We start from the raw sequence: 25,901 nt of genomic DNA on the forward strand, positions 1-25,901 counted from the left end.
ACAATTATGAGTTGGCTCTGGGGTCTAAAATTCAAAATTTTTCATTATAACATAGATTTTTTTTGCAAGAGGTCTAATCTGAGGCAATGGTCGAGCATTACGAACAAGATACAGAATGGCGAAAATTTCAAGGTGGTGGCATCATTGATTACTAATTTTACCGTTAGTAAATCCGGATGAGTTATAATCAAAATTAACCCCCAGTTATAAAAAAATAGTATGACCGAGACAGTAACCAAAACCGATTTACCACCGTTTTTCCCAGACCACACGCAATTACCTGAATCTGATGGTACGTTTGTGAAGAATTTTCAAGAACATCCCCAAAGTCTGCTACTCACAGACTCCCTAACTTCCACCCTCCAACGCCTGCATCCCGATGGATATTATTGCATCGGTCAAGATTGCGGGATTTATTGGCGTGAAACCGAACCCCCAGAAAAGGGTGCAGAGGCTCCCGATTGGTTTTATGTGGGCAATGTTCCCCCAAAATTACAAGGACAGTATCGGCGTTCTTATGTGATTTGGCGAGAACATATTGCGCCGAGAATCGTGTTAGAATTTGCTTCCGGAGATGGCAGTGAGGAACGCGACAGAACTCCCTTATATCGGAGTGACGAGGGAGAGGTGACAAAACCCGGTAAGTTTTGGGTGTACGAGCAGATTATTCGGGCACCTTATTATGGGATTTTTTCGATCCGAGATAGCAGTTTGGAGGTATATCACCACGTGGATGGATTCTATCAGCAGATGACCCCCAATGAGCGCGGCCATTATCCGATTCCACCCATGCAAGTGGAGTTAGGAGTTTGGGAAGGAAGCTATCAAAATCAAACGCAAGAATGGTTGCGCTGGTGGGATTTGGAGGGGAATTTATTGCTGATCGGTCAAGAAGAAGCGCAGAAAGAACGACAAGAAAAGGAATTGGAACGGCAAAAGCGGCAAGAGTTGCAGGAGAAACTGCGATCGCTCTCTCCGGAACAATTGGCGGCGTTGGGGATTGATTTGGATGCGATCGGTTAAATCGCCCTCTATTACTTCATGGTGCGTAATGGCAGTTGCTAAATTTTTCTCTAGTTTAGCAGTCTTGACGCGCTAAAATCTCCATAACTCGGGCGATCGCCTCCTCGGGACTCTGTACAATTATCACTTTTTCGGGCGATAAACTGTTAAAAAACTGATAACTCTCAGGGCTATCATTTAATAAGATAACTGGTTTACCCGCCTTCAATGCCAGGGCAATTTCTGAAGCAGTACCCGTTCCCATTCCGCAAGCAATAACCACATCGCTCGTTAGGACGTTAATATTATTTCGGGCGCTACCAATGCCGGTAAGGATGGCAATATCAATAGCATCAGATATGCCAGTTTTATCTTCCCCCGGGAGGATGCCAAGGGTTAATCCATTAGCGGATTTTGCCCCTTGACTGGCGGCATCCATGACTCCGGCTTTTCTGCCTCCCGTTAATAAAATCCAGCCCTGTTCAGCGATGAGTTTTCCGAGTTGATAGGCATTGTTTAGATCGGGTTCTTTAGCATTAGAACCGGGACCCATGACGCCGATGATGGTTTTTTTCATGGCTACTGAACCCTTAATATTAATTAGTGCTATGAATTAAATCATCTTTGGGACTAACTAATTTTAGCAGTTTTTGTTTGATTTGGAGGTCAAAGACTTCCCATTTCATGCGGGCAAAATCTTTGCTGTCGTTGCTGCCGGAGAGAAATCCCATCGGAATTTCAAATCCGCCCGCTTGCGATCGCCCTCCGCCAAAGAAGCGCCCTTGAGCATCTTTCCCAAAGGCTTCCTTGATAAATTCATCCGGGTCTAAGGTCAATTTATTAGTTCTTAAAGAACCTGTGACTAATTCGATATCATCGTCTTCATCGTGAACGATGCCATAGACAACGGCGGTATGAACGTTTTCTTCGGTGACGAGAAAATCTGCCGCTTGAGGGATGGCATCGCGGTCATCGTAACGCAGGTATCCGACTCCGGCAATGCAGAAATTATTCTGAACGATTCTATTTTTAAGCGATCGCTCGATGACATCCATCACCCGTTTAGACCGAGAGGCTTGCAAGACTGAACTAATCAACTGACTATCATAAAATCGGCTTAAATAAGCCGCTGCCATAAAATCATCTTCCCGGGCTTGGCGCAGTTGATTGGTGTCCGATCGCAACCCATGCATTAACGCCGTGGCACATTTCACATGATCGCTGACGTTCATATCCAGGCGGAGCAATTCTGCCATCAAATATTGAGTAAAAATGGTGGCAGTGGCTCGAATATGAGGGCGAATATCCAGAAATTCCGCGCTTAATTCATCCTGAATCGTATGGTGGTCAATCGCCACAATCAGAGGAATCTGGGCAGTTTTTAAAATTGAAAATAGCTGAGAAGTTGTTCCCTGATTGTCAATCAACACGCAGCCGTTGTAAATAGACCAATCCTTAGATTTGGCAATTTCTAGGGGTAAGCGCTGCACGGGCAATCCGGTGAGTTTCACCAGGGCAATATTTTCCTGGTGACTGAGTGCTCCAGCATAGACAATATCTGAGTCAATATCATACTGGGCCGCAATTAATTTGTAAGCCCAAGCACAAGACATGGCATCGGGGTCCGGGAAGTCTTGGAGAACCACCAAGTGCCGATCGCCGCTATGGTGCTGCAAAACCTGCCGCAGTGCGTCGGCTTTCGTTGCACTTAGAGGATCTAGCCATTGCTTATCGCAAGAAACAAGCGGTAATGCTCCATCCCGAACGCCTATTTGAGCGAGTTCGGTGTTCAATTCCTCCACTAATTTTTCCCTCAATTCGGTGCATTCACTTCACAGCCAATCGCAGACCGCTAACCGTTTTGAGGTTATTGCCTGCGTTTAGAGAATAACTCTACGATAGCGCTTCCAGTGCCGGAGGTGATGGCCGAAGTCATGAACTCTTGGCAAAAACCCCTCGTAGTTGAACCAACTACAAGGGGTTTTAAGCACCTATTACATATTTTTGCCACTCTTGATGTAGCCCGCTTTTGAGATGTTTACTCACCTCAAAATAAAGGCTGCTGTAGGGTCGGCGGGGTATTCTGGCTAAAGGCATTTTACTTTCCTCCGGGGTACGGTTTCCTTTTTTAACATTGCAGCCGACGCAGGCGGATACGAGGTTTTCCCAACTGTCGGGACCCCCCCGCGATCGCGGAATGACATGATCTAAGGTCAATTCATCCCCGGAATAACCACAGTATTGACAAGTATGGCCATCGCGGTGTAGGATGTTTCTCCGGGTCAAAGGAATTTCATGATACGGAATGCGGACGTAATGCCGAAGCCGAATCACCGTAGGCAGGGGAACATCAGAATAGATAAATTTCCCGTTATGTTCGACCTGCTCGGCTTTCCCCTTCAGCAATAGCACGATGGCCCTCCTCCAGCTCGTAATGTTGAGCGGTTCGTAGGAGGCGTTAAGGACTAGAACCTTGCCCATTGCGTCTCTATTAAAAAGAAGATTTTTACAGATGTTAGCACAGCTTGCCCAGACTGTGTAAAATTCCGAGATGTTTTTTTGAAACATTAAGGGCCATGAATACCGGAGGCGGCGTCTACGGATCCGATGGAAGAGGAGGTGGTCAGCTTGAGTTCCGCCGTGGGTTCATCCTTCCACCCTAGGAGGAGATAGGTTTTCATCATTCCCTTCCCTTTGACGTTGATTGTGCCGCGAGACTCAAATTGGAAGCGATCGCGCAGGAGGAAATAGGTTACCTCGGAGACTTGAATTTGTCCCGGAATGCCGTGAGATTCCATTCTGGAAGCCGTATTGACCGTATCCCCCCACAAATCGTAGATAAATTTTTTGATGCCAATCACCCCAGCGACGACGGGACCATTGTTGATGCCGATCCGGATAGTGAGGGGAATTCCTGTTTCTGCCGCGAGTTGGCGGACCTCTCGCTGCATATCCAGGGCCATTTGGGCGATCGCCTGGGTACAATCGGGATGAGGTTGGGGAACTCCTCCCACCACCATATAAGCATCGCCAATGGTTTTAATTTTTTCCACTGCATACTGTTGCGCAAGTTGGTCAAAAATGGAAAATATTTTATTGAGTAACTCCACCACTTCTACCGCCGGTACTTCCGTCGAAAGCTGAGTAAACCCCACCAGGTCGGCAAACAAAACAGTCGCATTAGGAAAGCTTTCAGCAATGGGATAAACCCCCTGTTTGAGTTGTTGTGCGATGGTATAGGGTAAAATATTCAAAAGGAGTTTTTCCGATTGGTCTCGGGCACTTTCTACCTCGGCTACTAAATTTTCCAGTTCTTTTTTACTTTCTTGAATTTCTTTGAAATATCGATTTATTTGGTGATTCATGCGGTTAAAATCTATCAGCACCTCGCCTAATTCATCTCGACGATTCTTGGCGAGGGCAAGACAGTCCAAATCTCCCGTGAATGCTCCGGGTGATTCTCCTACAGCAATTAAGGCTTTTCGGAGTTTCAAAATAGGAGCAATTACCGCTGGTGCGAGGGCAGCTAAAGTGGCCAGGGTAACAAAAATACAAATCAGAATGACTAAGCCAAAAATTCTGATAATAAAGGCTTTTATTTCCTGGGATATTTGAGAAGAATCAAGGCGAACGATGACCAGATAGGGTTTCCCCTGGGCTTCCGTCCACATGGACATCTCATAGCGGTTACCATCGCGACTCCGGAAGCGCACAGAAGGAGAATTTTTGACATGATTAAAGTTCAACTCCGGAACTTCACCAAAGTAGGCGATCGCCTCTCCCTCCTCGGTATAAACATGACCGCCCTCTACCCGAGATTCTAACATTAACTGTTGGGCAACTTGGTGGATTTTGGGAGCAGTAATTTGGGAGCCACATAACCGCAATAGAGGAGAAATACTGGCGACTCCAACATCTTCTAAATGCTGAATGAGTTCGCGTTCCCGGCGATAGGCGGAGGGGAGTAAAATCAGGGCTTCCACTACAACAATGCTAATAAATACCCATAAAGCAATGCGACGCGATAAACGAGCGTTGAGCAGATTGAAAATAGAGGTGAATCCATTTAGCATCGATTTATCCGTTGTGTTCAGAACAATTTAGGAGGATCTAGATAGCACCCGATATAACAGCAGACAACACGCGATCGCACCCTTTCCCAAAGGATGGTGTAGGGCACTTTTGAGGATGGCAACCCCTGTATTGTTCCCATTTTCCTCCACAAGTTAACCCGATCCTGGTCCCCATCCCAGATATTCACCCGACTTGGAAGGTTTCCCTACAAACTTAGGGTAACAAAACCTGGCGATCGATGCTAGACTTTATTTGGCGCTATATATCCACCCCGGTTCGATAGCATAACTTAAATGGTTACCCCGCCGGTGCAGACTGATGATTCCCTCCGATGATTTTTAGATAAAAAAGTTATTGAAGCCAATCCCCTAGAGCATCCAGGCATGAAACCTAAAATAGCGCTTTAAAGTTATTATAATTTAGCGGTTACCCGTCTTTTTTTAGAGCATTAGGATTGAGGGGGAAAGAGAGAGGGGTAAGCCCTTCCTAGGGTAGGTGGTTGTGGCAATCTATTACCCTTCCCTTAAACGGGGATACTCGAAATAGATTCGGGCACTAAATCAGAATTAGAGATGCTGACTTTGAGGGGAAGGTGGATAGTAAAAGTTGAACCCTTGCCGAGTTCACTATCAACCGTAATATCACCCCCCATCATTTGTGAGAATTGTTTGGCGATCGTCAATCCCAATCCAGTCCCCCCATATTTGCGCGTGGTGGAAGTATCCGCTTGGGTGAAGGGTTGAAAGAGCTTATCCAGTTGTTCCCGAGTCATCCCAATCCCGGTATCTCTCACTTCAAAGACAATCATTTCCCCTTCTTTCTGAAAAACTCGAAGAAAAATCGTACCCTGATGGGTAAACTTACAGGCATTCCCTAACAGATTGAATAAAATTTGACGCACTTTGGTCACATCGGCATACATTGACCCAATCTCCGGTTGACAATCCACTTGTAACTGATTCCCATTTTTCTGCACCAAGGGTTGCACGGTGAAGACAATCTCCTGAAGGGTAACGGGGACTTGAAAGGATTCTAAATATAACTCCATTTTTCCCGCCTCAATTTTAGACAGGTCCAGAATATCGTTAATCAGTCCTAACAAGTGTCTGCCAGCAGATTCAATCTTGGCTAAGTCAGCATTGATCTCATCGGATTCTAGATCTTCTCCTTCTTCCTGCAAAATCTCACTGTAACCAATAATTGCATTTAGAGGCGTCCGCAATTCATGACTCATATTAGCTAGAAACTGGCTTTTAGACTGGTTGGCCAATTCTGCCGCAACTTTAGCTTGGTAGAGTTCTCGTTCCACTTGTTTGCGTGCCGTAATATCTCGAACTACGGCAGAAATTGCAGTTCGCTTCGCATAATAAATCTTATTAGCGCTGACTTCTACATCGACGATTGAGCCATCTTTACGGCGATAACGTCGTTCTCCTAAATGATAGGATTGTAAGGAGAGAGTGCGCTCAATGTTATACGCAATACTTTCAGATTCATGATCAATAAAATCTCCCAAAGTCAGGGAGAGAATTTCCTCACTATCATAACCCAGAAGTTTTTGAAAGGCTGTATTAGACTCGATAATCCGTTGGGTAGTGGGTTCAATCAGAAAGATACTTTCTGAGGTTTGCTCGATGACGGCACGATATCGCTGTTCGCTTTCCCGGTGCACTTGCTGAGAATAGTCTAAAGCATCTAACATTTCATTAATGCGGGTGGCCAGTTGGGAGAGTTCATCCACCCCTTGCACCGGGAGACGAACTGCCAAATCGCGATCGCTGCCAATGTGATTGACATTCTGACTCAACTGGGAAAGTCGCGACAGCACTACTTTTTCCAGAAGTAACAAAGTTAGCACCAAAAACGCCACCCCGACCACCAGGACCACCCAGAGGATAAAGTTAGCCGTTCGTTGACCTTGTTGGTAAATCTCACGTGGGAGTTCCACCCGCAACAACAAGGCGGGCTTGTTGTAAATATCTTTGAGTAAAGTATAACCGGCGATGGTTTGGGCATCCCACGCTTTGACAGAAATCGGAGTTTGGTCCGGCAGGACTACTGCTGGTTCTTGATCCATGTCTTTGGTGATAGTCTGCCGAATGGCTTGAAAATCCGGGGGAAGTTCGGGGGACTCCCATTCCTCTACGGTGATGGATAACTGGGTGAGTTCCCCAAGACGTTTAATTTCCTCCACACTGAGGTAGCGTCCCATAATTAGGGTCCCGCGAATGGGGCCTTCCGCTTCTCCGGTGAGAATAGGACGGGACACAACCACCATAGGGCCTTCAGGAAGCTCAAGGATGCCCTCAACCAGACTGGTGGTTTGGGGATGCTTGACGAGGAGACTGTTAGGGGTCAGGTATTGGCTTAAGGAGGCGATCGCCTCGGTATTTTCCTCCACCGATGCTCGTTTTCCCGTTTCCGGGTCGAATTTTTGCCCAAAGACGATCCGCCCACTGCGATGAATGTACAGCATCATATCCAACCGCAAACGGGCGATCGTGGCATCGTTGAGGTTAGTTTGGATATAGTCCGCGTTCTCATCTTCAATGAAGGCGTAGGTGTCATCCCAGGCAGCCCAATCGTTCGCGGTAAAGCTCAATTTGTCGATTTCATCGGATAAGACATCCACCGCCCGTTTGACATTGCGGACGGTATCCTGCTGCTCAAATTTGGCAAATCCAGCCAGCAACAGGGTAGAGGAAGAGAGATAGATGACTCCCAATAAACCGATCAGGGTTGCCCCCACGATGGGCAGGATTTGCCCCCGCAGTCCGAAGGATGCAAAAGGGAGTTTCAGGGATTTAGGCGGTTGAGGCATGGGTTTGGACACCTTCTCTTCTGGAATTGGGGGTTAAGACTGGGAAGTGGTCAGTTGAACGCTGGGAAAAATTGAGCAAGCAGAACGGAGTTCTCCAAGTCTTAATTTTTCATTCGGCGGATTTTGCCAAAAATCACCCGATGTCAGATTGCCCGATCGCGATTTAGCCCTATTTTTATTCTAAATACTCGATCGCAAATCTAAATTCGGTTGAACTTTGGGGAAATCTCCGGAGTCAGGGTTCGATTTATAGTTCAATTGTGGTGTGAGTGACTTGAGGAGTGCGTAGAAATGCTGAGTTGGGAGGAAAGTCAGAGTATTTCATCAATGCGATGCGATCGCGCCTGGGTGGAGGTGGATGTGGGGGCGATCGCCCAGAATGTCCGCGAAATCCAGCATCTGTTATCCCCAAAAACTGACTTAATGGCAGTCATTAAAGCCGATGCTTATGGACATGGGGCCGTCACCGTCGCCCAAACGGTATTACAGGCAGGGGCGAAATGGTTGGGAGTCGCCACCATTCCCGAAGGCATCGAACTCCGGGAAGCGGGAATTACCGCCCCAGTGCAAGTTTTAGGGGCAACCTACACCCCGGACCAATTGCGGGCAATGGTGCGTTGGCGCTTGGAACCGACCCTTTGCACGCCGAAACAAGCTTTCGTGTTTTCTGAAACCCTGAGTGACCATGCGTATTCCGTGCCGGTTCATGTGAAAATTGATACCGGGATGTCAAGGTTGGGCGCACCGTGGCAAGAGGCGGCAGAGTTTGTGCAATTAGTCGATCGCCTGCCTCATTTGGAATTGTCTAGCATTTATTCCCATTTAGCTACAGCGGATAGTGAAGACCCCACGGTGATGCAACTGCAACATCAGCGGTTCCAGACGGCAATTCAGCAAGTTCAGGAAACGGGAATTGCTTTACCGCGCCTACATTTTGCCAATTCGGCGGCCACCTTAAGCGATCGCCAGTTACATTACGATATGGTGCGAGTGGGATTAGGGATATACGGATTATATCCTGCTCCCCATCTGCGATCGCGCCTGAAATTACAACCGGCACTCCAAGTCAAAGCCCGAGTCACTCACATTAAGGCGATTTCTGCTGGAACCGGCGTCAGTTACGGCCATCGCTATATCGCCGATCGGGACATGAGAATCGCCGTAGTCGGCATTGGCTATGCCGATGGCGTACCCCGCAACCTCTCCAATCAAATGCAAGTCCTCATCCGGGGCCAGCAAGTGAGACAAATTGGGTCGATTACAATGGATCAGACGATGTTAGATGTGAGCAACATCCCCGACTTGGAACTCGGAGAAGTCGTAACTTTGCTCGGACAAGATGGCAACAACTCAATCACCGCTGACGATTGGGCCGATAAATTAGGAACCATTTCCTGGGAAATCCTGTGCGGCTTTAAACATCGCCTACCCCGCATCGCCGTCGGTCAAACCTTAGAATGTTGGGAACAAGCCGCCACATAGGAGCAATTCGCGAATTACCAACGGGAGAGGCGATTTATGAATTGCCTCTCCCGTTGATTATTTTTTGAGTATAATTAGGACAGCGATCGCTTTTTTTGGTGTTTCGATAACCTAATGTAAAATTATAGCATAATTCAGGAGGCAAATCGATGAGATTTATTAATCCCAAAACCGACATCGCCTTTAAAAAAATCTTTGGTTCCGAACAAAGCAAGGATATCCTAATCAGTTTTTTAAATTCTATGCTTTATGACGGCCAGCCCATCATAGAAGATTTAGAAATCCTCAACCCCTATTTGGCTCCCCGGATCCGAGGGGTCAAAGAAACTTACTTAGATATCAAAGCAAAAATCACCGGCAACAAAACAGCGATCGTTGAAATGCAAGTATTGAATGTAGAGGGATTTGAAAAGCGCATCCTCTATAATGCCGCTAAATCCTATTCCATTCAACTACAGGCCGGAGAAGATTACAAATTATTAAATCCCGTGATTGCTTTGACCATCGTAGATTTTAAAATGTTTGCAGACTTTGACAAGGTAATTTCTCACTTTGTTTTGAAAGAAAAAGATTATCTGGTAGATTATTTGAGTTATGATTTAGAATTAGTCTTTGTGGAGTTACCCAAATTCACCAAAGAACTGGAACAGTTAGAAACGCTTACGGATAAGTGGCTTTATTTTATGAAAAGTGGCCGGAATTTACAAACCGTGCCAGAAACCATGAGCGCCGTCCCCGAAATTGAACAAGCCTTTGCGATCGCCAGTCAAGCGAACCTAAGCCGGGAAGAATTAGAGGAGTTAGAACAGCGAGAAATGTTTATACACGACCAGCGAAACGCGATTTTAAAAGCCGTCTCAACAGCAGTGAATGACAATAAACGAGAAATTGCCAAACAGTTGCTGAACTTATTAGATGAAGAGGCGATCGCGAAAACTACTGGCTTGAGCCTTGAGGAAGTCCAAAAATTAAAGCAGCAGTAGAAGTAAAAGAATTATAAGAGCGATCGCCTCTTATACAGTCTGAATAGGGAGGACATCTACAGGAATGGTAGTTTTGAATTTATGCCCAAAAAGATAAGAGAACTCAAACGTTTATTACGAAAAGCGGGGTTTAGTTCTATCTCAGGAAAGGGGAGTCATACAAAATGGTATCATCCCCGACTCCCTCTCCCCATTATTTTATCGGGAAATGATGGAGATGATGCTAAACCTTACCAGGAAAGAGACGTTAATGATGGACTCAAAATAATTGAGGAGGAAATAGAATGAAATCTCATTATACCCTAATCATTCAGTGGTCGGACGAAGATGAATGTTTTGTCGTCAGTTTGCCGGAGTGGGGCGAGTTGTGCCACACGCATGGGTCTAGCTATGAAGAGGCGTTAAACAATGCGGAAGAAGTGTTGGAACTGTTGATAGAATCTGCGATCGCCAACGGAGAAACTTTACCGGAACCGAAACTGTTTAGGCGATGGCTTCCCATCCCGTTGAGTCCATAACAGGCGATCGCCTCTGGGAATGAGGGGAGGCGATCGCTTGGTTTGAAATGACAGAGGGCGATCGGTCTTTCCTCCAATCGCCCCTTTCTCCTCTAAATTAGCACCGCCACATCCTCACCTCTGCATCAAGGGTTTTGACTCCGAACCAGCTTGAGTTTTTCAACGAAGTCGGGAAACTCCCTTTTGACCCATTCTGGAACTCGGTACGCATCAATTGGATCCTCTATTAATTGACGTTCTAAACACTCAATTATTTCATCTTCTATTTCGTTTACCAAATCAAAAGTTAAGACATTGAAACGTAGAACTCCGTTTGTATTAAAATCAATATCTAAAAATTTCTCTATATCTATTTCTTGCCCCAATCCTAAAACGATAAATTTCACTTGTTTATGAGACTCAATCTTTTCACCGGCTTGCTGAATACACTCCATGAAGCCTCCCTCATCATCAAACAGGCCATCGGTGTAGATGATGAAAAACGCTCCCCGACCCGCAGGCTTACCCTTTTGAACCCAAGTGTCAATACACTTCTCAAGGGTGGGTGCAATAAAAGTTTTCATTTTTGGGGGATTTTCCAAAAATAAGCTTTTCACGCGATCAACAGTTCTAACTGAATATGGCCCCACTATATTTCTTTTACTGCTAAAAAAGTAGACTGTTACCTCATCGCAAATTTTTTGAGTTCTGTTCTCTTCTTTGTTTTGCTCTGACAGGATTGCACCTACATGACTCATGATCACTTCTTCTAAATACTCGTAACGAGTTTGGTCCCCCGTATCCGCATCTCTGAGCATCATGGAGGCACTTTGGTCGATTAAAATGAACACATCGCGATCGTAGATGGTCGAAAATGGCTCGGGCATATTATCCTCCAGTAAAGTTTCTGTTTTGGTAATCCAATTGCGATCAAAGACTTGGGTGTAAATTTGGTTGGCAACTTGTAATCGATCTTCTTCTTTTGCCACGAGACCTGAAATTAACAAATCCCAGTGCCTTGGGTCATTCTGCCGAAAGTCGATAGGGCTTTGGGCGAGAATTTCCCGGTAAAGTCCGAGGGTCTTTAACTTTTCGGGTTTGCGGATGTTCTCCACTTTAGTGAACCAGTTTTCAACCTCCTGTAAATGTGATTGTCTATCCTGTCGCCTCCAGTCAGTGATAATTTTCTCAGTTACTACACGGTCAACCCGCGCCTCAATCTGATCGCTATCTTCGATTCTGTTATCTGTAGCCACCAAATGGCAAACAACTTGAGTCAAGAAAGGTTGACCTCCCGTCCAGTAGAGGATCCGTTCCAGGGTGGCGGCTGGATCGGGAGTGACTTTTTTCAGACCGGGAAGCAGGGGTTTACATTGCTCTGGGGTGAGTCTCCCCAGTTCGATGCGATCGCCCAAGTTGAGAGTATAACTGGTGCTGGTCATCAAATCAGACGGTTTGGCGACTCCCAGCAACACAAACGCTAATTTTTTAAGTTCTGGTTTGTCCGTCTGGTCTGACAGGTTTCGGATTACGCCAAAAAATACATTTTGGAGCTTTAAATCTACTAAATCCTGGATCTCATCGATAAAAATTACTAACTTTTCTGCTGTGATTTTGCTGAGAATTTCCTCAAGCAAAAAGTTTTTGAATTGCAACCCCGGCGCTAGATCTGGGTGTCGATTCCACTCATTTTTGAGGCGATCGGGTAAATTGAGTTCCGGTAGGGGAACTTGTTTGCAAATTTCATCCAGAAGGCTAAACCACAACACCCGCTCAGACTCAACGCCTGCGAACTCATGGATATTGATCCGCACGCAGATTAAATTTTCTTCTGTCAGGCGTTTAGCGGTCCTCACCATCAAGCTAGACTTGCCAGTTTGACGAGGAGCCAGCACAAAACAAACCCGGCTATTTCCCTGAGTCGAACGGCCAAACGGATAGAGTTGCTCGTCTGCTTCTCGCTCCACATAAGTGAGTGCGTCCAGGGGCAAGGTGCCGCCCTCGGTTTGATAGAAACTCTTAGAGTTAACAATAGACATAGCCTCCTCTTTAGGAATTCTCCTAAGATTACAAAGTATTCGTAAAAGATTTTTGATATAACTTAAATCGAACTTGAACTCCGGCATTGTCAATTTTAATTAATCCTGCCTTTTCAAGCTGAAATTTAGAGATTTCATCAGTACAGGTTCCTCCTCGCAAAAGTTGGTCAAAGCAGTGCTTCAAATCTGTATTTTTGTAATTTTCGTAAATGATCGAGAATTTTTTCAGGAGGTGGTCTCCAAATGGTCCAGTTGGTAAAGTTGCTTGAGACTCCAGTTCCGACCAACTCATCTGTTCTTGACTGATTTTGTACAGCGCCTGATTGACTAAGGTGGGATGACCACCAATCAGTTCCTTCAGCGGCTGCACTTCCTCCTCGCTCCACTCCAAGCGGTATTTCTTCGCTAGTTTGAGGATTTCCTCTGTATTAAATTCGGGTAACTCCACCTCCAATCCCACATTTTGCAGGATCGAGCCTTTGATATCCAATTCGGGATAGGGTTCAGTAGAGTAGGCGATCGCAATACTCGGCCAGACAATCGGCGACTGACTCACCACTTTCATCCGTTTTTCATTCCACGATCGCAGCAGCTTTAAAAATGGATTCTGCGGTTTATCTGGCCCTAAAATTTCATCAATCCCATCAATCAGCAGGGTTTTTGGCTGCTGGATGGGAGTAAAAATAAAATCTTCGAGATAATTGGTGCAGTTCAATCCACTTGATCGCTCCTTCTGCCAATTCTTTTCTAAAGGCGGTGGGTTCAGTTTGTCTACTGACTCGCTAAAGGTATCAGCGATCGCCTGAGTAAACCGCTTGAGCAGCAGGTTAAGATCCTCAAAGATTTCTGGATCCAGTGCTAAATCCGCTAGATCCACAAAACCCACCACCTGATTTTCCTCTCGCTCCAAAAAATCGCGCAGTCTCACCAGCAAGGAAGATTTGCCCATGCCACTGGATCCCTTAATCCGAATAAAGGGCAGAGAACCGCGATCGCTGCGATCTGCCGTCAGAACTTCACGACATATCTCATCCGCATCCCTGGGTAGGTACAGTGGCGAATCTAACGGCACAATTCCGCTCAGGGGTTGGATTTTCACTGAATCGGGGGTGTTCTTCTCCACCCATTCCGGCTTGTACTTCTTAAATAAGTCGAGGAGATCGCGGCGTTTACGGAAGCGATCTCTAATATGGTCATTCTCACGGGTTAGACCGAACTCCTCATACAGTGTGGAGATTTGCTTCCGCACGGTTCCAGGATGGGTTCGCATCTCCTCAGCAATCTCCTCAGCCGTCAGTCCGCGCAGCAACCTCCGCAGCACCGCTTCGCGCTTCGGTGCCCGTTTCAACTTTTCAAGGGTCTGGAGGAACTGCTGGTAATTCATACCTTCTAGGATATCGCAAAACTTACCGTGCGTACTATAAATGATTTTTGCGTATTTAAAAAAGTTTTTATTACCCGTTGTCTTGCGGCATAACCACCCATACCTACCCATTGCTATGCGTTATTTAGGTACTTTATCCTGGAGACATATCTGGATCAAACCTACTACGTTTCATAAAAAAAGAACGTAGACGCTACGTCTCCTAGCTATGAAAAAAGGGCAAGTCGCGGTGCAACGCGGCTCACCCTAAAACTAAAACGTGAATCAACGGCTGGGACTTCTACCTATTTCCTGGGTCGCCGGGGGCTGCGGGTCATCCGATTGAATCCCGGAGTTGGATCTGGCGGCATCAGAGATAGGGTCGCGAAGATAAGGATAGTAGCCTCGTCTGCAATGACATCAGGCCCCTCAGACACAACGCGGTAGCAAGTCAAAATAATAGCCAGAAACCGACACAGTTTCGCCATGATTTTTATCTCCTTAAAGGAAAGAGGATATGCTCATGGCTGGGGAGTTATTGGCAACTCGGTCTGAGCAGAACAGAACACCTGGGACAAACCCCCAGGTGTTCTCATTCTAATTTGATTATCAGGTGGACGTCAAGATACCTAATCCAAGGCAAAAACCAGAAAGTAGAGTTTAAGCCGCAAAATTAATGGAACTAACAACCCTAGAAGTTTCCGCCCAAGTCTTGACCCCTAGGGAAATTATCGACAGTCCAAAAACAGAATTTGATAAAATTAATGCAACAAATGCGACTATCTGCTGGTACTCTCCAACAGACGGTTCTGAGCAATTTGTAAAGTTTGCCGACTTACCCGAGGACCAGCAGCAGTCGATCCGCAGGGGTCTTGAAGCCTTTGAGCAGGGACACTTCATTAGCCTCGATGATTACGAACAACAAATCCAGCGCTAGTCTGAGTAAACAATTGCAGTGAACAGACAGCCTAATTCCTCCGAGTAGCGCCCGGTTTAAACCGGGCGGATGAAGGTCACATCTTCAACTCTGGCATGGTTTCTTTGAACGGTAACCCCTCATTAATCGCATCGATTTGTTGGGCTTCCATCAGATTCACTTCCTTCAAATAAGGGCGAAGAATTTGACCCAAGCGCTGATTGTAAAAGCGATGTAAACTGTGATTGGGAGTTGCTGGAAAGCCTCGGCGTTTTTTGTGTTGTCCTCCGGCACCGGGGTCGAAGGATTGGATGCCATGTTCGATTCCCCATTCGATGGGTTTGTAGTAGCAAGCCTCGAAATGGAGGGAGTCGATGTCGTAATTGCAACCCCAATATCGTCCATAGAGTTGTTCGCCTTTGGTGAGGCAAAAGGACATGGCGATGGGATGGCGTATATCATTGCCTTCAGGATAGGCGGCAATCAATAAGACTCGATCGCGAAAATTATGGTATAATTCCTCAAAAAAATGTTTGGTTAAATATTTACTCCCCCACCAGCCAAAGCGATCGCAATGGTCGCTATAAAATTGATACATCCGCAGTAACAAAGTATGGGGGATATCATCTCCATGTAATGCCTTGACCTCAATCCCTGCTGTAGCCACCGCTTTGCGTTCCCGTTTGATGTTGCGGCGCTGATTGGCATTGAAGACGTTTAGGTAATCGTCAAAGGTGTTGAATCCTGTATTCTGCCAAATATAACTGTGATGTAGCCAGGGTGTATAACCGAAGCGTTCCATCCGCGATCGCCAGTCTGGATCGACATACAGGAAATTACAGCAGGAAATATTGTGGCGATCGCAAAATTCATCGATCGCATGAACCATAATCCCCGTAATTTCTTCCTCATCTTCTCCTGGTGCAATCAAAAACCGATATCCCGTTACCGGCGTGACTGGACTCATCCCCAACAGTTTGGGATAATATTCCACACCCAGGCGATAGGCTAAATCCGCCCATTGGTGATCGAAGACAAATTCCCCCCGAGAATGTCCTTTTAAATACATCGGCGCGGCAGCAATCAGTTCTCCCTGTCGCCACACCGTTAAATGATTCGGCAACCATCCCGTTTTTGCCGTTGCACTGCCAGAGGCTTCCATATTGTGCAACCAGTTCCATTCAAAAAAAGGGGTTTGCAGGGGAATGGCGAGAGCATCCCACGCCGTCTGAGGGACTTCGGCGATGTTGTCGATCCAGGCAACAGAGACTTGAGGCTTAAGCTGTTCCAGCATTACCAACCGTTGAGGGTAGAGCGTTCACTTTCCTAGGGTAATCGATTCTTGGGATGCTGTGGGAGGGACTTTGGATCGGTGGGAGGGAATTGGGGGGGAAACGCCTTCAGGCATTACTAAGAACTGGGGGAGGTGGAATCTTGCTGTCTGCGGAGGCGGTAGTGTAAGAATACCTCGGCGTCAATGGTTTTGACCTCTAAGAGTTCTAGGCGGGGTCCGGTTTGAGTGGAAAATCCGTTCCCATCTACCGGGGTGGGGGCGTTGGTGCCACCGATGAGCAGGGGGCAAATCGTGAGCCAGAGTTCATCAATGAGGTCCTCGGTGAGTAAGGAGGCGACTAGGTTTCCTCCTCCGAGGATGGCTAATTTTTTAATACCTAGGTTGGCGATTTGTTGGAAGGCATCGTGCCAGTCTACGCCACCGGAGGGGGTTTCGCTGACGAGAATTTTATCAAAACCGGAATGGTTGCGCCAGGGTTCGGCACCGGCGGGGGTGGTGACTAACCACCGGGGAACAGGTTGTTGGAACAGGGGGAGCTCGCGCGGCAGGTTGCCGCTGGCAGAGGCGACGATTTGCACGGGTTGGGGAGGTTTTCCGGCTTCTTCCCGCTGGTTAATTCGGTCCGGATTAATCACTCTCATGGCTTTGTCTTTGACGCGGAAGGTTCCGGCACCCGTGATTACGGCATCGGCAGCGGCGACTTGTTGTTCTAAATGGTTTTTATCGGCGGGGGAACCGAAGAGGAGGGGCGATCGCAGGGAGTCGGAAATTTTGCCATCGGCACTCATGGCAAGAACTACGGTAGTTACAGGGCGATCGCTCATGTTTGTCGGGGTCAATCACTAAGAGGTTCAATCTAGTTTAACTGACCCGGACTCCTGAGATCACCTCAATAATCCCTCTGCCATAAACTTTAAAAAGATTTGTTGATGAGGCTCTCCCAGAGGGCGGACTTCACCTGCTTTTTCCGAATAGCGACTACCGCGACGAATATCTTCCGGGGTCCAAAATCCCATATCCCATCCTTCATGCAGAACTAACTCCTGAATATCCACAGTCAGCGGAACATTAAACACATGACGCACGACTTCTGGAGTTTCAAAACAACCGAACTCGGACACCTGTTTAGCTTCATAAGTAATTTCTTCTTGTAATTCTCTGTGCAAGGTTTCTATAGGGAGTTCGCCCGGTTCGAGATGTCCCCCAAATAAACCCCAATATCCCGGATAAACGATACCGGGTATATTATCTCGCAGTTGCAAAAGAAACTGACCCTCTCGATGAAGGATTGCGAGGGCCACCTGAACAGGTTGATCACTCATGAGCTCTTTCTCCGGGTAAATTTTAAGGGTTTATTCTTCCCTAATATAAAAAAGGGATGATTCTATTTTGTCCTTTTCTGGAAGAATTATCGGTATTTTACACCGGACTGTTGTAGTATTTTAAATTTTTTAAGCCTCCCAGGCCGGAGACGATCGCCCGCAACCGGATTGAGTATCATTAAACACCCTGGTGATCCGGGATTTCAACAGCGATCGGCCTACTTTTAAAGCATCTATTTTCTAATCCTGATCAGGGTTTTCAACAATTGTACAGTCCTAAACTATTCTGTTTTAACGGTATTTAATGGATCCAATTATCCCAAGTTGCTCTGTAGTTGCACTTAAAAATTTTGGATAAATTTTCAATTACCCGTGTTTTCCCCTAAAAATTTGGGCTAATAATTGGAACCATTATTCGGGTTTTTAGACTTATTTATTAACCCTCATACCAGCAAAATAGAAAGCTTGTACAGAGAACTTGTTTTTAACTATTGTAACAATATGACTGATTTATTCTCCCCAAAACCAATTTCCCTAGCTAAAACAGCCTAAAAATGAATTCCCTCATTTCTAATGCCTCAGTCTAGGAAAAACGAGGGATATTAACTGCATCCTATACCAACTGCCTACCGGGTTAAAGATTCAACAAGTTACAAAATTTATTCTTTCCCGGGAGGCGACTGGGGGCATCAGAAACCTGCGTACAGTCGTTTGTTAGAGATTACTAAGGTGACCCAACGATTAGATTTGATTCCGAGTCCAAACCGTTCGAGCAAAACCGGAAAATTGCGGTTTATGCTATTGGTTTTAGCGATCGCCGCCTCCATTTTCGCCGCCTCTCCTGCCGTTGCTGCAAGATTAGACTCCTGGCGGTTTGAGCGCGATCGCAACCAACTCAACTTTAGAACCACCGGAAACGTGCAACCCAAAGCACAACTCCTCTCTAATCCCACCAGGCTAATTATCGACCTACCGGGAACCACATTAGGTCAGACTACCGTGCGACAACAGGTCGGGGGAACCATTCGAGAAATTCGAGTCGGCCAGTTTGAGCGGCAAACCAGCCGAATAGTCGTAGAACTCGCCGAAGGCTATACCCTCGACCCGGATCAAGTCCAATTTCGAGGCAGTTCCCCCAGTCAATGGAGCGTCCAACTCCCCACTCCACAAAGGGAAGTCGCCACTTCACCCACTCAAACCCCCGTCCCCCCGCCTCCAGAGGTTACCGTCAACAGCACTCTACTTCAAGGAATTGACGTCCTGGATGAAGGGTTTATTCTGCGAACTTCCGGACCTACCCCTGAAATCGACCTGAGATGGAGTACCGATCGCACCTGGGTAACCCTGGACCTTTCCGGCGTGAAACTCTCCCCAGAAATCACCGAACGGGTGATGAAAGTCGATCGCCTCGGCGTCAACCGCTTAGAAGCGATTCAAGTCTCCGATTCCCCCCTCTTGTCCCGAGTCTTGTTGAATTTAAACGACACCCGTCGCAACTGGCAAGCGCAAGTCACCGACCTCGGTGAAGTCGTAATTTGGCCCCAAGGCGAAACCCCTCCCAGTGCTTCCAGTCTCCCCTCTGTAGCTACCATTGAGTCCGTGGAACTGGCGAATGATGGGACCTCCGTGGTCGTCAATAGCGATCGCCCCGTGGGGTACAAAACCGAATGGGATATCGAGACCCTCGCCTATAAAATCACCCTATTTTCATCCCAACTGGCCCAACCCCCCCAGGAGTTAAGAACTCCCTCCCAATCCTCCCTCTTATGGGTGCGGACCGTTGAGGAGGACCCAGAAACCGTCGTAGTCCTTGTGCAACCTGCCGCCGGGATTCGGGTGGGGGAAATTAGTCAACCCGCTGGGAAGCAACTCATGGTGCAGTTGCAACCGGAGAGCATTCCCCAGGTTCCAGTCCAGACCCCCCCAACAGTTGCCGCCGGGGAAAGGAGTGTACCGATCGCCGTTCCACCGCCCACCACTCAAACTCCCGCGCCGCGCACCCAGACTCCGGCCCCTTCGACTCCCCGAGTGCCAACTAGCCGCCGGGTAGTGGTCATTGATGCTGGACATGGAGGCTCAGACCCCGGCGCAATCGGCATTGGCGGGTTGCGAGAGAAAGAAGTTGTCTTAGATATTTCCCAACAAGTCGCGCAAATTTTAGAGCAAAATGGGGTAACAGTTGTGATGACACGCCAAGACGATCGCACCATTGATTTAGCCCCCCGAACCCAATTGGCGAATCGAGTCAATGCTAATTTATTTGTCAGCATTCATGCGAATGCAATTAGTATGTCCCGGCCCGATGTGAATGGGTTAGAGACTTATTATTTCAATAGCGGGCAGCGGTTAGCTCAGACCATTCACCGCAGTATGTTGCGTTCTTTTGGTAATATGCGCGATCGCGGCGTCCGACGAGCTAGATTTTACGTGTTGCGCCATACCAATATGCCCGCAGTTTTAGTAGAAACTGGCTTTGTCACAGGGCGCGATGATGCCCGAATGCTGGCTAATCCAACGGAGCGAACACGCATGGCCGAGGCGATCGCCCAAGGAATCTTACAGTATATTCGAGAGGCTCGGTAAACCGCAAAAGGGGTAAATCCAGGGGCTGAAAAAATAAATCAGCGCTTTCATGTTTTGTAACAGCCTATGCTATACTTCGGACATTCTTAACTTTTGTTAAGATAGCGACAAATGTCATGACAATTAAAGTCGGCTCCCCGCAGTAAACCTGCTCAAGAAACATTTATGGGTGCAATGCTTTCAAGGACAGCGAGGGAGCCTCAAATCAGGCGTAGAGTTGGCAAGCAGAGTATGAAAGTGACCCAATCCATCGATTTCCCCTATCGTCAAATCAGCCCATTGAGAAAAGCTAAACTTCACAACTGGATACTCCCGAGTCTGCTCAGTGGGTTTCTATTAGCGGCTCCCCCTGTGGAAGCGGCTCAACTAGAAACCTGGCAGTTTGAGTCCGATCGCAACCAACTCTCGTTTACAACCAGGGGCGGGGGGCAACCCACCGCTCAACTGTTGTCAAATCCCACGCGATTGGTGATAGACCTGCCCGGTACGACCCTAGGGCCTCAGAGTGTGACTCAGCCGGTAGGGGGAACGATTCGCGAAATTCGCGTGGGAGAATTCAACAATCAAACTAGCCAAATTGTGGTGGAATTGGCCGCTGGTTATACCCTCGACCCCCAACAAGTCGAAATCAAGGGCAGTTCCCCCAACCAATGGACCATCCAATTACCGGACCCCCACATCGCCGGATCCTCAGTCGCCCAGGGTTCATCCGCTCCTAGAGAAGAAGCTCCTCCCCAAATCACCGCTCAAGCTACATCAGGGTTAGCCACCATTCACGGCATCGAACTGGTTGATAATCAAGTGGTCATTAAGGCCGATCGCACCCTGAATTACAACACCGAATGGGACCAAAAAACCCTCGCCTATCGGTTGACTTTGTACTCCTCCCACCTGGGAAATGATGTCAACCGATTACAACCGGAACAAGGTTCCTCGGTGTTATGGGTTCGTCCCAGTCAAGAAGACCCCGAAACCGTCGTCGTCCTGGTTCAACCCGCTGCCGGAGTGCGAGTCTCTGGGGTTGAGCAACAATCCGGCGATCGCCTCGCCATCCAATTAGAATCCACCGAGATTGTCACCTCGGATCCCAACGCTCAGTTGACTCCCATCAGCAATCCTGACCCCACCCCATCCGTATCACCGGAAAATCAGCTACAGTCAGAAATTCCCCCCATCCCTGCCGGACGAATTGCCGTAGTTATCGATGCCGGACATGGGGGTAGCGATCCCGGTGCCGTCGGCATTGGGGGAATCCAAGAAAAAGAGATAGTTCTGGAGATCTCCGATCAAGTTTCCGAAATTCTGGAACGAGAGGGGATTACCGCAATTATGACGCGCCAAGACGATCGCACCATTGACCTAGCACCTCGGGTCCAGTTAGCTAATCGGGTCAATGCCAATTTATTTGTCAGCATTCATGCGAATGCAATTAGTATGTCCCGTCCAGAAGTCAATGGATTAGAGACTTATTATTATGCCAGTGGCCGGAATTTAGCCCAGGCTATTCAAAATAGTATGATCCAGGATTTCCCCTCCATGCCCAATCGGGGAGTCAAACAGGCGCGGTTCTACGTGTTGCGCCATACCAGTATGCCTGCGGTTTTGGTGGAAGTTGGGTTTGTTACAGGTGCAGACGATGCCCGGATTTTGTCCGATGCGGCACAACGGACTCGCATGGCCGAGGCGATCGCCCGGGGCATCTTAAATTATGTTCGCACGAATCGTTAAATTTTAACCTGCACCCTAAAGGGTGGGGCGTTTGCGGACGAAACTTCCCCCGCCCCGCACCCTAAAGGGTGGGGCTATATGAACAAAGCCCGCCTGCGCGGGCTACTCCACGAGTTTGTTGCTATTTGTCAGAGATTTAGGGCAGAAACCCGGTTTTTCGTCTTGGGATGGGGGTTAGAAACCGGGTTTCTTGCAATATGTTGTTATCGAGTAGCCTGCGTAGGCAGGCTTTGTTCGTATGCCTCCGGGCTTTCCTTACGGAACGCTACGCGAACAGCCTGGGGGTTTTTGCTACGGGTTGTTACCGAGGAGAACCGGATTTAGCATGATTCCACCCTCGGAATGTTTAAGTTTCATGAAAATTCTGATAAAAGTTTACAATAGTTACAGACATAGCAGGGAGAAACCGTAATGGCTGCCAATCAGGGAGATATTGATATTGCTCCGCTTATCGATCATTCCCTACTCAATCCCACCGCTACCCCAAAACAGGTAGAACAGTGGTGTGAAGAAGCAGACCGATTCAAATTTGCCTCGGTTTGCGTCTATCCCGCCTACGTTCGTCAAGCGACTAACTACCTTCACGGCAAGAGTCCCAAAGTTTGCACTGTGATAGGCTTTCCCACGGGAGGCAGCACCTCAGCAACCAAGCTGTATGAAGCCCAAGAAGCCGTAGACAATGGAGCCACGGAACTGGATGTAGTGATCAATATTGGCTGGCTCAAAGCGGGTAAAAATAACGAGGTCCACGATGAGATTGCGGCGATTTGTGACAAGACAGATCGACCCGTGAAAGCGATTCTGGAAACGAACCTGCTGAGTGATGAAGAGAAGCGAGTGGCGGCAGAGATTTGCATGGATGCCGGGGTTGCCTATTTAAAAACCTGTACGGGATTTGCGGGTGGCGCTACCGTTGCTGACGTGGAACTGCTGAAGAAAATCGGTCGGGGACAGGTGGGAGTTAAGGCATCCGGAGGAATCCGTACCGTAGACCAAGCTATTGATTTAATTATTGCCGGTGCGACTCGCTTAGGGACTTCTTGGGGTCCTCATTTTTTGGGTTTATCCTCCCCCGGGGATGCAGAGTCAAACCAGGACCGATGACCGATCGCCACTACCGCTGTGAGGTCCCTCTAACGAGAAGCAAACATCATGAGTCGAACGTACAAAGCCACAGGCATCAATCTCAAAAGCATCCCCCTGGGTGAATCCGACCGGATTTTAACGATTTTGACCCGGGAATGGGGTTTGATTCGGGCAGTGGCACCGGGAGTTCGCCAACCCAAGTCTAAGTTAGGGGGACGGGCGGGGTTATTTGTGGTGAACGAGTTGGTGCTCACTCAGGGGCGATCGCTCGATCGCATCACTCAAGCTGAAACCTTGGAATCCTATCCCGGATTGAGCAAAGATTTAGGCAAACTGACGGCAGGACAATATTTGGCGGAATTAGCACTCTGCCAAGCCCTCAGCGACCAACCCCAAGAAGAACTCTTTAGTTTACTCAGTGAACATTTAACTAGAATTGAGGGGTTGCTCATTACCGGCGATCGGCCCAGTACCACTCAAGTTCTGCCCTTACTCACCCAGGGGATTTATCACTTACTGGCTTTAGGGGGAATTGCTCCCCAAGTTCATGCCTGTTGTCTGACTCAACGCCCTCTGAATCCAGATTTTCAGTCTTTAAACTGGCGAGTTGGGTTTAGTATCAGTGCCGGGGGAACGGTGAGTTTGTCCCCGGAAAATAGTTTCTCAAATTCTGGTAATACTGGCCTTAAACCTGAGTTGAATCATCGCTCATCTGCCTCGGTTCAGGCTCCGACTCTCCCGCGAAAAATCGATCGCCAATTAAATGCTGTCGAGTTAGCAATTCTCCAACAACTGACGGCTGCCGAACTCCCTCAAGAAACCCACCTAAATTTACAGATCCAAGGCATGATGGGTGAGCGGCCATCGGTTGATCAAGTGTGGGTCTCGATTGAACATCTGTTACGGCATTATGCCCAGTATCATTACGGTCAATCGATCCGCTCTGCTACCTTAATGGATACCTATATCCATTCATCAAGGGCGAGTTTTTAACTCTCCCCTTAATCCCTGAAATCCTAAACATTCGTCCCTGAGATTAATTCAAAATAGCCGATTTTACCCTTACCCATAATGCCATTATCTGATTCTAATTTAGAAACACAGGTTCCCCACTGGAATCCCTCAAATTCTGCTCAAAAAAATAACAGCCAACGGGGAGGAAGTCATCATCAAACCCACTATCGCCGTCCGGTTCAGGCGGAAAAACTAGAAGAAATTGACCGCAACAGCCGCTCACCGGGTCATAGCAATGGGCGATCGCCAACCTCCCCAGGCAAACCCCATCCCCCTGTGACATCGCAACAGCCAGAACTTGAACCTAATCTGTCTACAAATGGTTCGGGCCCAATGGAACAAAATGTTCAACCCCCCTCACCGCCCGAACCAGAACGTGGGTTTATGCCGGTCTTAAAAAACCGCAACTTTTTAGTCCTGTGGAGTGGTCAGGTCTTCTCTCAGTTAGCAGATAAAATCTACTTAGTCCTGATGATTGGCCTAGTTGCCAGTCGCTTTCAAGCCGAGGGCCAAAGCATTAGCGGTTGGGTCTCAGCGATTATGGTTGCCTTTACCATTCCAGCGGTTCTCTTAGGCTCTCTCGCCGGTGCCTTGACCGATCGCTGGTCCAAAAAAGGAATATTGGTATCCACAAATTTAGTGCGGGGCCTGTTCGTTTTATCCCTGCCGTTGCTGTTGTTTTTATCGAAAGGATTCCATCTGGGAACGTTACCCTTGGGATTCGCCTTAATGCTAATGGTGACCTTTGTTGTCTCCACCCTCACCCAATTTTTCGCCCCCGCAGAACAAGCGGTTCTGCCCCTGATTTTAGAACGACGGTTGTTGCTCCCGGCAAATTCCCTCTACACCACTACCATGATGGCCTCGGTAATCGTGGGATTTGCGGTGGGAGAGCCACTGTTAGCGATCGCCGATCGCACCTTTGGTCATATCGGGGATGGGGTCGGCTTCGGCAAAGAACTGGTCGTAGGCAGCAGTTACTGCATCGCCGGGTTGCTGTTATTAATGATGAAAACCGGAGAAAAACCCAATCCGCCGGATACCGAATATCCCCATGTTTTTGAAGATATCCGCGATGGATGGCGCTATCTGAGCAATCATCAGCGCATCAAGAGTGCCCTACTCCAGCTTGTTATCCTATTTTCCATCTTTGCGGCCCTAGCTGTCTTAGCGGTGCGTCTAGCAGAGGTGATTCCCACCCTTCGCACGGACCAGTTCGGGTTCTTACTCGCCGCAGCAGGCGCAGGAATGGGGGCCGGTGCCGCCCTCCTGGGCCATTTTGGACAGCATATTTCCCATCGGCGGCTGAGTTTGTTTGGTTCAATTGGGATGGCCCTGTCTTTGGGTAGTCTTTCTCTCTTCGGAACCCAACTTTGGGCGGCATTAGGGTTGATTACCGTATTGGGGGTATTTGCCTCCTTTGTGGGAGTGCCCATGCAAACCACCATTCAGGCAGAAACCCCAGAAGAAATGCGGGGTAAGGTGTTTGGCTTGCAGAATAATGCGATTAATATTGCTTTAACCCTCCCCCTGGCCCTGGCGGGAGTCGCGGAAGCTATGTTTGGGTTAAAAGTGGTGCTATTAACTTTGGGGGCGATCGCCATAGCCGGAGGCGTCTATAGCTGGTATATTTCGGAAACAGAACCCCATCCCTCCACCTAACACCCAGAGTAAAGCGGTTAGCGACGGGCGATCGG

The 25,901-nt window shown here is 47.9% G+C and carries 21 protein-coding genes; 11 read left to right on the top strand and 10 right to left on the bottom strand.

What is annotated here, in order from left to right; genetic code table 11:
- Positions 1-219: 219 nt before the first annotated feature.
- Positions 220-1,023, top strand: coding sequence for a Uma2 family endonuclease (locus tag NG792_RS20795; RefSeq protein WP_261236666.1), 804 nt, complete (start codon positions 220-222; stop codon positions 1,021-1,023).
- 55 nt (positions 1,024-1,078) lie between these two features.
- On the opposite strand, the gene NG792_RS20800 is transcribed toward NG792_RS20795, so the two are convergent.
- From NG792_RS20800 to NG792_RS20820, 5 genes are all read right to left on the bottom strand, one after another.
- Positions 1,079-1,579 (bottom strand): TIGR00725 family protein, encoded by a 501-nt coding sequence (locus NG792_RS20800; protein ID WP_261236667.1) that lies wholly within the window; start codon positions 1,577-1,579, stop codon positions 1,079-1,081.
- 19 nt (positions 1,580-1,598) lie between these two features.
- Complete coding sequence (locus NG792_RS20805) at positions 1,599-2,804, bottom strand: DHH family phosphoesterase (protein ID WP_261236668.1); 1,206 nt, start codon at positions 2,802-2,804, stop codon at positions 1,599-1,601.
- Positions 2,805-2,985: 181 nt separating this feature from the next.
- Positions 2,986-3,483: an HNH endonuclease gene (locus NG792_RS20810; protein WP_261197224.1), complete on the bottom strand. Its 498-nt coding sequence runs from the start codon at positions 3,481-3,483 to the stop codon at positions 2,986-2,988.
- Between the two features lie 86 nt (positions 3,484-3,569).
- Complete coding sequence (locus NG792_RS20815; RefSeq protein ID WP_261236669.1) at positions 3,570-5,075, bottom strand: adenylate/guanylate cyclase domain-containing protein; 1,506 nt, start codon at positions 5,073-5,075, stop codon at positions 3,570-3,572.
- 524 nt (positions 5,076-5,599) lie between these two features.
- Positions 5,600-7,897, bottom strand: a complete 2,298-nt coding sequence (locus NG792_RS20820) for a sensor histidine kinase (RefSeq protein WP_261197226.1) — start codon at positions 7,895-7,897, stop codon at positions 5,600-5,602.
- A gap of 291 nt (positions 7,898-8,188) precedes the next feature.
- Between NG792_RS20820 and alr the strand changes: the two genes are divergently transcribed.
- From alr to NG792_RS20840, 4 genes are all read left to right on the top strand, one after another.
- On the top strand, positions 8,189-9,379 hold the full coding sequence (gene alr / locus NG792_RS20825; RefSeq protein ID WP_261197227.1) for an alanine racemase: 1,191 nt from the start codon (positions 8,189-8,191) through the stop codon (positions 9,377-9,379).
- A gap of 149 nt (positions 9,380-9,528) precedes the next feature.
- Complete coding sequence (locus NG792_RS20830) at positions 9,529-10,362, top strand: Rpn family recombination-promoting nuclease/putative transposase (protein ID WP_261197228.1); 834 nt, start codon at positions 9,529-9,531, stop codon at positions 10,360-10,362.
- Between the two features lie 81 nt (positions 10,363-10,443).
- Entirely contained in the window at positions 10,444-10,650 is a 207-nt protein-coding gene (locus NG792_RS20835; protein ID WP_261197229.1) for a type II toxin-antitoxin system HicA family toxin, read from the top strand.
- Positions 10,647-10,880: a type II toxin-antitoxin system HicB family antitoxin gene (locus NG792_RS20840; RefSeq protein ID WP_261197230.1), complete on the top strand. Its 234-nt coding sequence runs from the start codon at positions 10,647-10,649 to the stop codon at positions 10,878-10,880. The genes NG792_RS20835 and NG792_RS20840 overlap by 4 nt, the downstream gene beginning before the upstream one ends.
- Positions 10,881-11,005: 125 nt before the next feature.
- Here the strand turns inward: NG792_RS20840 and NG792_RS20845 are convergent, their stop codons facing one another.
- Together NG792_RS20845 and NG792_RS20850 are read right to left on the bottom strand one after the other, a co-directional pair.
- Positions 11,006-12,898, bottom strand: coding sequence for an AAA-like domain-containing protein (locus NG792_RS20845; RefSeq protein WP_261236670.1), 1,893 nt, complete (start codon positions 12,896-12,898; stop codon positions 11,006-11,008).
- Between the two features lie 28 nt (positions 12,899-12,926).
- Positions 12,927-14,282, bottom strand: a complete 1,356-nt coding sequence (locus NG792_RS20850; RefSeq protein WP_261236671.1) for an AAA-like domain-containing protein — start codon at positions 14,280-14,282, stop codon at positions 12,927-12,929.
- A gap of 655 nt (positions 14,283-14,937) precedes the next feature.
- Between NG792_RS20850 and NG792_RS20855 the strand changes: the two genes are divergently transcribed.
- On the top strand, positions 14,938-15,198 hold the full coding sequence (locus NG792_RS20855; RefSeq protein WP_261236672.1) for a hypothetical protein: 261 nt from the start codon (positions 14,938-14,940) through the stop codon (positions 15,196-15,198).
- 76 nt (positions 15,199-15,274) lie between these two features.
- Here NG792_RS20855 and NG792_RS20860 read toward each other — a convergent pair whose 3' ends face one another.
- From NG792_RS20860 to NG792_RS20870, 3 genes are all read right to left on the bottom strand, one after another.
- The gene (locus tag NG792_RS20860) at positions 15,275-16,471 is read right to left on the bottom strand and encodes a GNAT family N-acetyltransferase (RefSeq protein ID WP_261236673.1); all 1,197 of its coding nucleotides are present in this window, start codon (positions 16,469-16,471) and stop codon (positions 15,275-15,277) included.
- Between the two features lie 116 nt (positions 16,472-16,587).
- Complete coding sequence (locus tag NG792_RS20865) at positions 16,588-17,310, bottom strand: RibD family protein (RefSeq protein WP_317618828.1); 723 nt, start codon at positions 17,308-17,310, stop codon at positions 16,588-16,590.
- A gap of 45 nt (positions 17,311-17,355) precedes the next feature.
- The gene (locus tag NG792_RS20870) at positions 17,356-17,793 is read right to left on the bottom strand and encodes an NUDIX hydrolase (protein WP_261236674.1); all 438 of its coding nucleotides are present in this window, start codon (positions 17,791-17,793) and stop codon (positions 17,356-17,358) included.
- 729 nt (positions 17,794-18,522) lie between these two features.
- Between NG792_RS20870 and NG792_RS20875 the strand changes: the two genes are divergently transcribed.
- The 5 genes from NG792_RS20875 (at position 18,523) to NG792_RS20895 (ending at position 25,866) form a co-directional block, all read left to right on the top strand.
- On the top strand, positions 18,523-20,376 hold the full coding sequence (locus NG792_RS20875) for an N-acetylmuramoyl-L-alanine amidase (RefSeq protein WP_261236675.1): 1,854 nt from the start codon (positions 18,523-18,525) through the stop codon (positions 20,374-20,376).
- A gap of 231 nt (positions 20,377-20,607) precedes the next feature.
- Positions 20,608-22,104 (top strand): N-acetylmuramoyl-L-alanine amidase, encoded by a 1,497-nt coding sequence (locus NG792_RS20880; protein WP_261197237.1) that lies wholly within the window; start codon positions 20,608-20,610, stop codon positions 22,102-22,104.
- 411 nt (positions 22,105-22,515) lie between these two features.
- Positions 22,516-23,208, top strand: coding sequence for a deoxyribose-phosphate aldolase (gene deoC, locus NG792_RS20885; RefSeq protein ID WP_261197238.1), 693 nt, complete (start codon positions 22,516-22,518; stop codon positions 23,206-23,208).
- A 48-nt stretch (positions 23,209-23,256) separates the two neighbouring features.
- Positions 23,257-24,183, top strand: a complete 927-nt coding sequence (gene recO / locus NG792_RS20890; RefSeq protein WP_261236676.1) for a DNA repair protein RecO — start codon at positions 23,257-23,259, stop codon at positions 24,181-24,183.
- 78 nt (positions 24,184-24,261) lie between these two features.
- A complete protein-coding gene (locus NG792_RS20895; protein WP_261236677.1) occupies positions 24,262-25,866 on the top strand; it encodes an MFS transporter in 1,605 nt (534 codons plus the stop codon).
- Positions 25,867-25,901: the final 35 nt, after the last annotated feature.

The sequence above is a fragment of the Laspinema olomoucense D3b genome (genome assembly GCF_025370785.1).
In the GTDB taxonomy this organism is placed as follows: domain Bacteria; phylum Cyanobacteriota; class Cyanobacteriia; order Cyanobacteriales; family Laspinemataceae; genus Laspinema; species Laspinema olomoucense.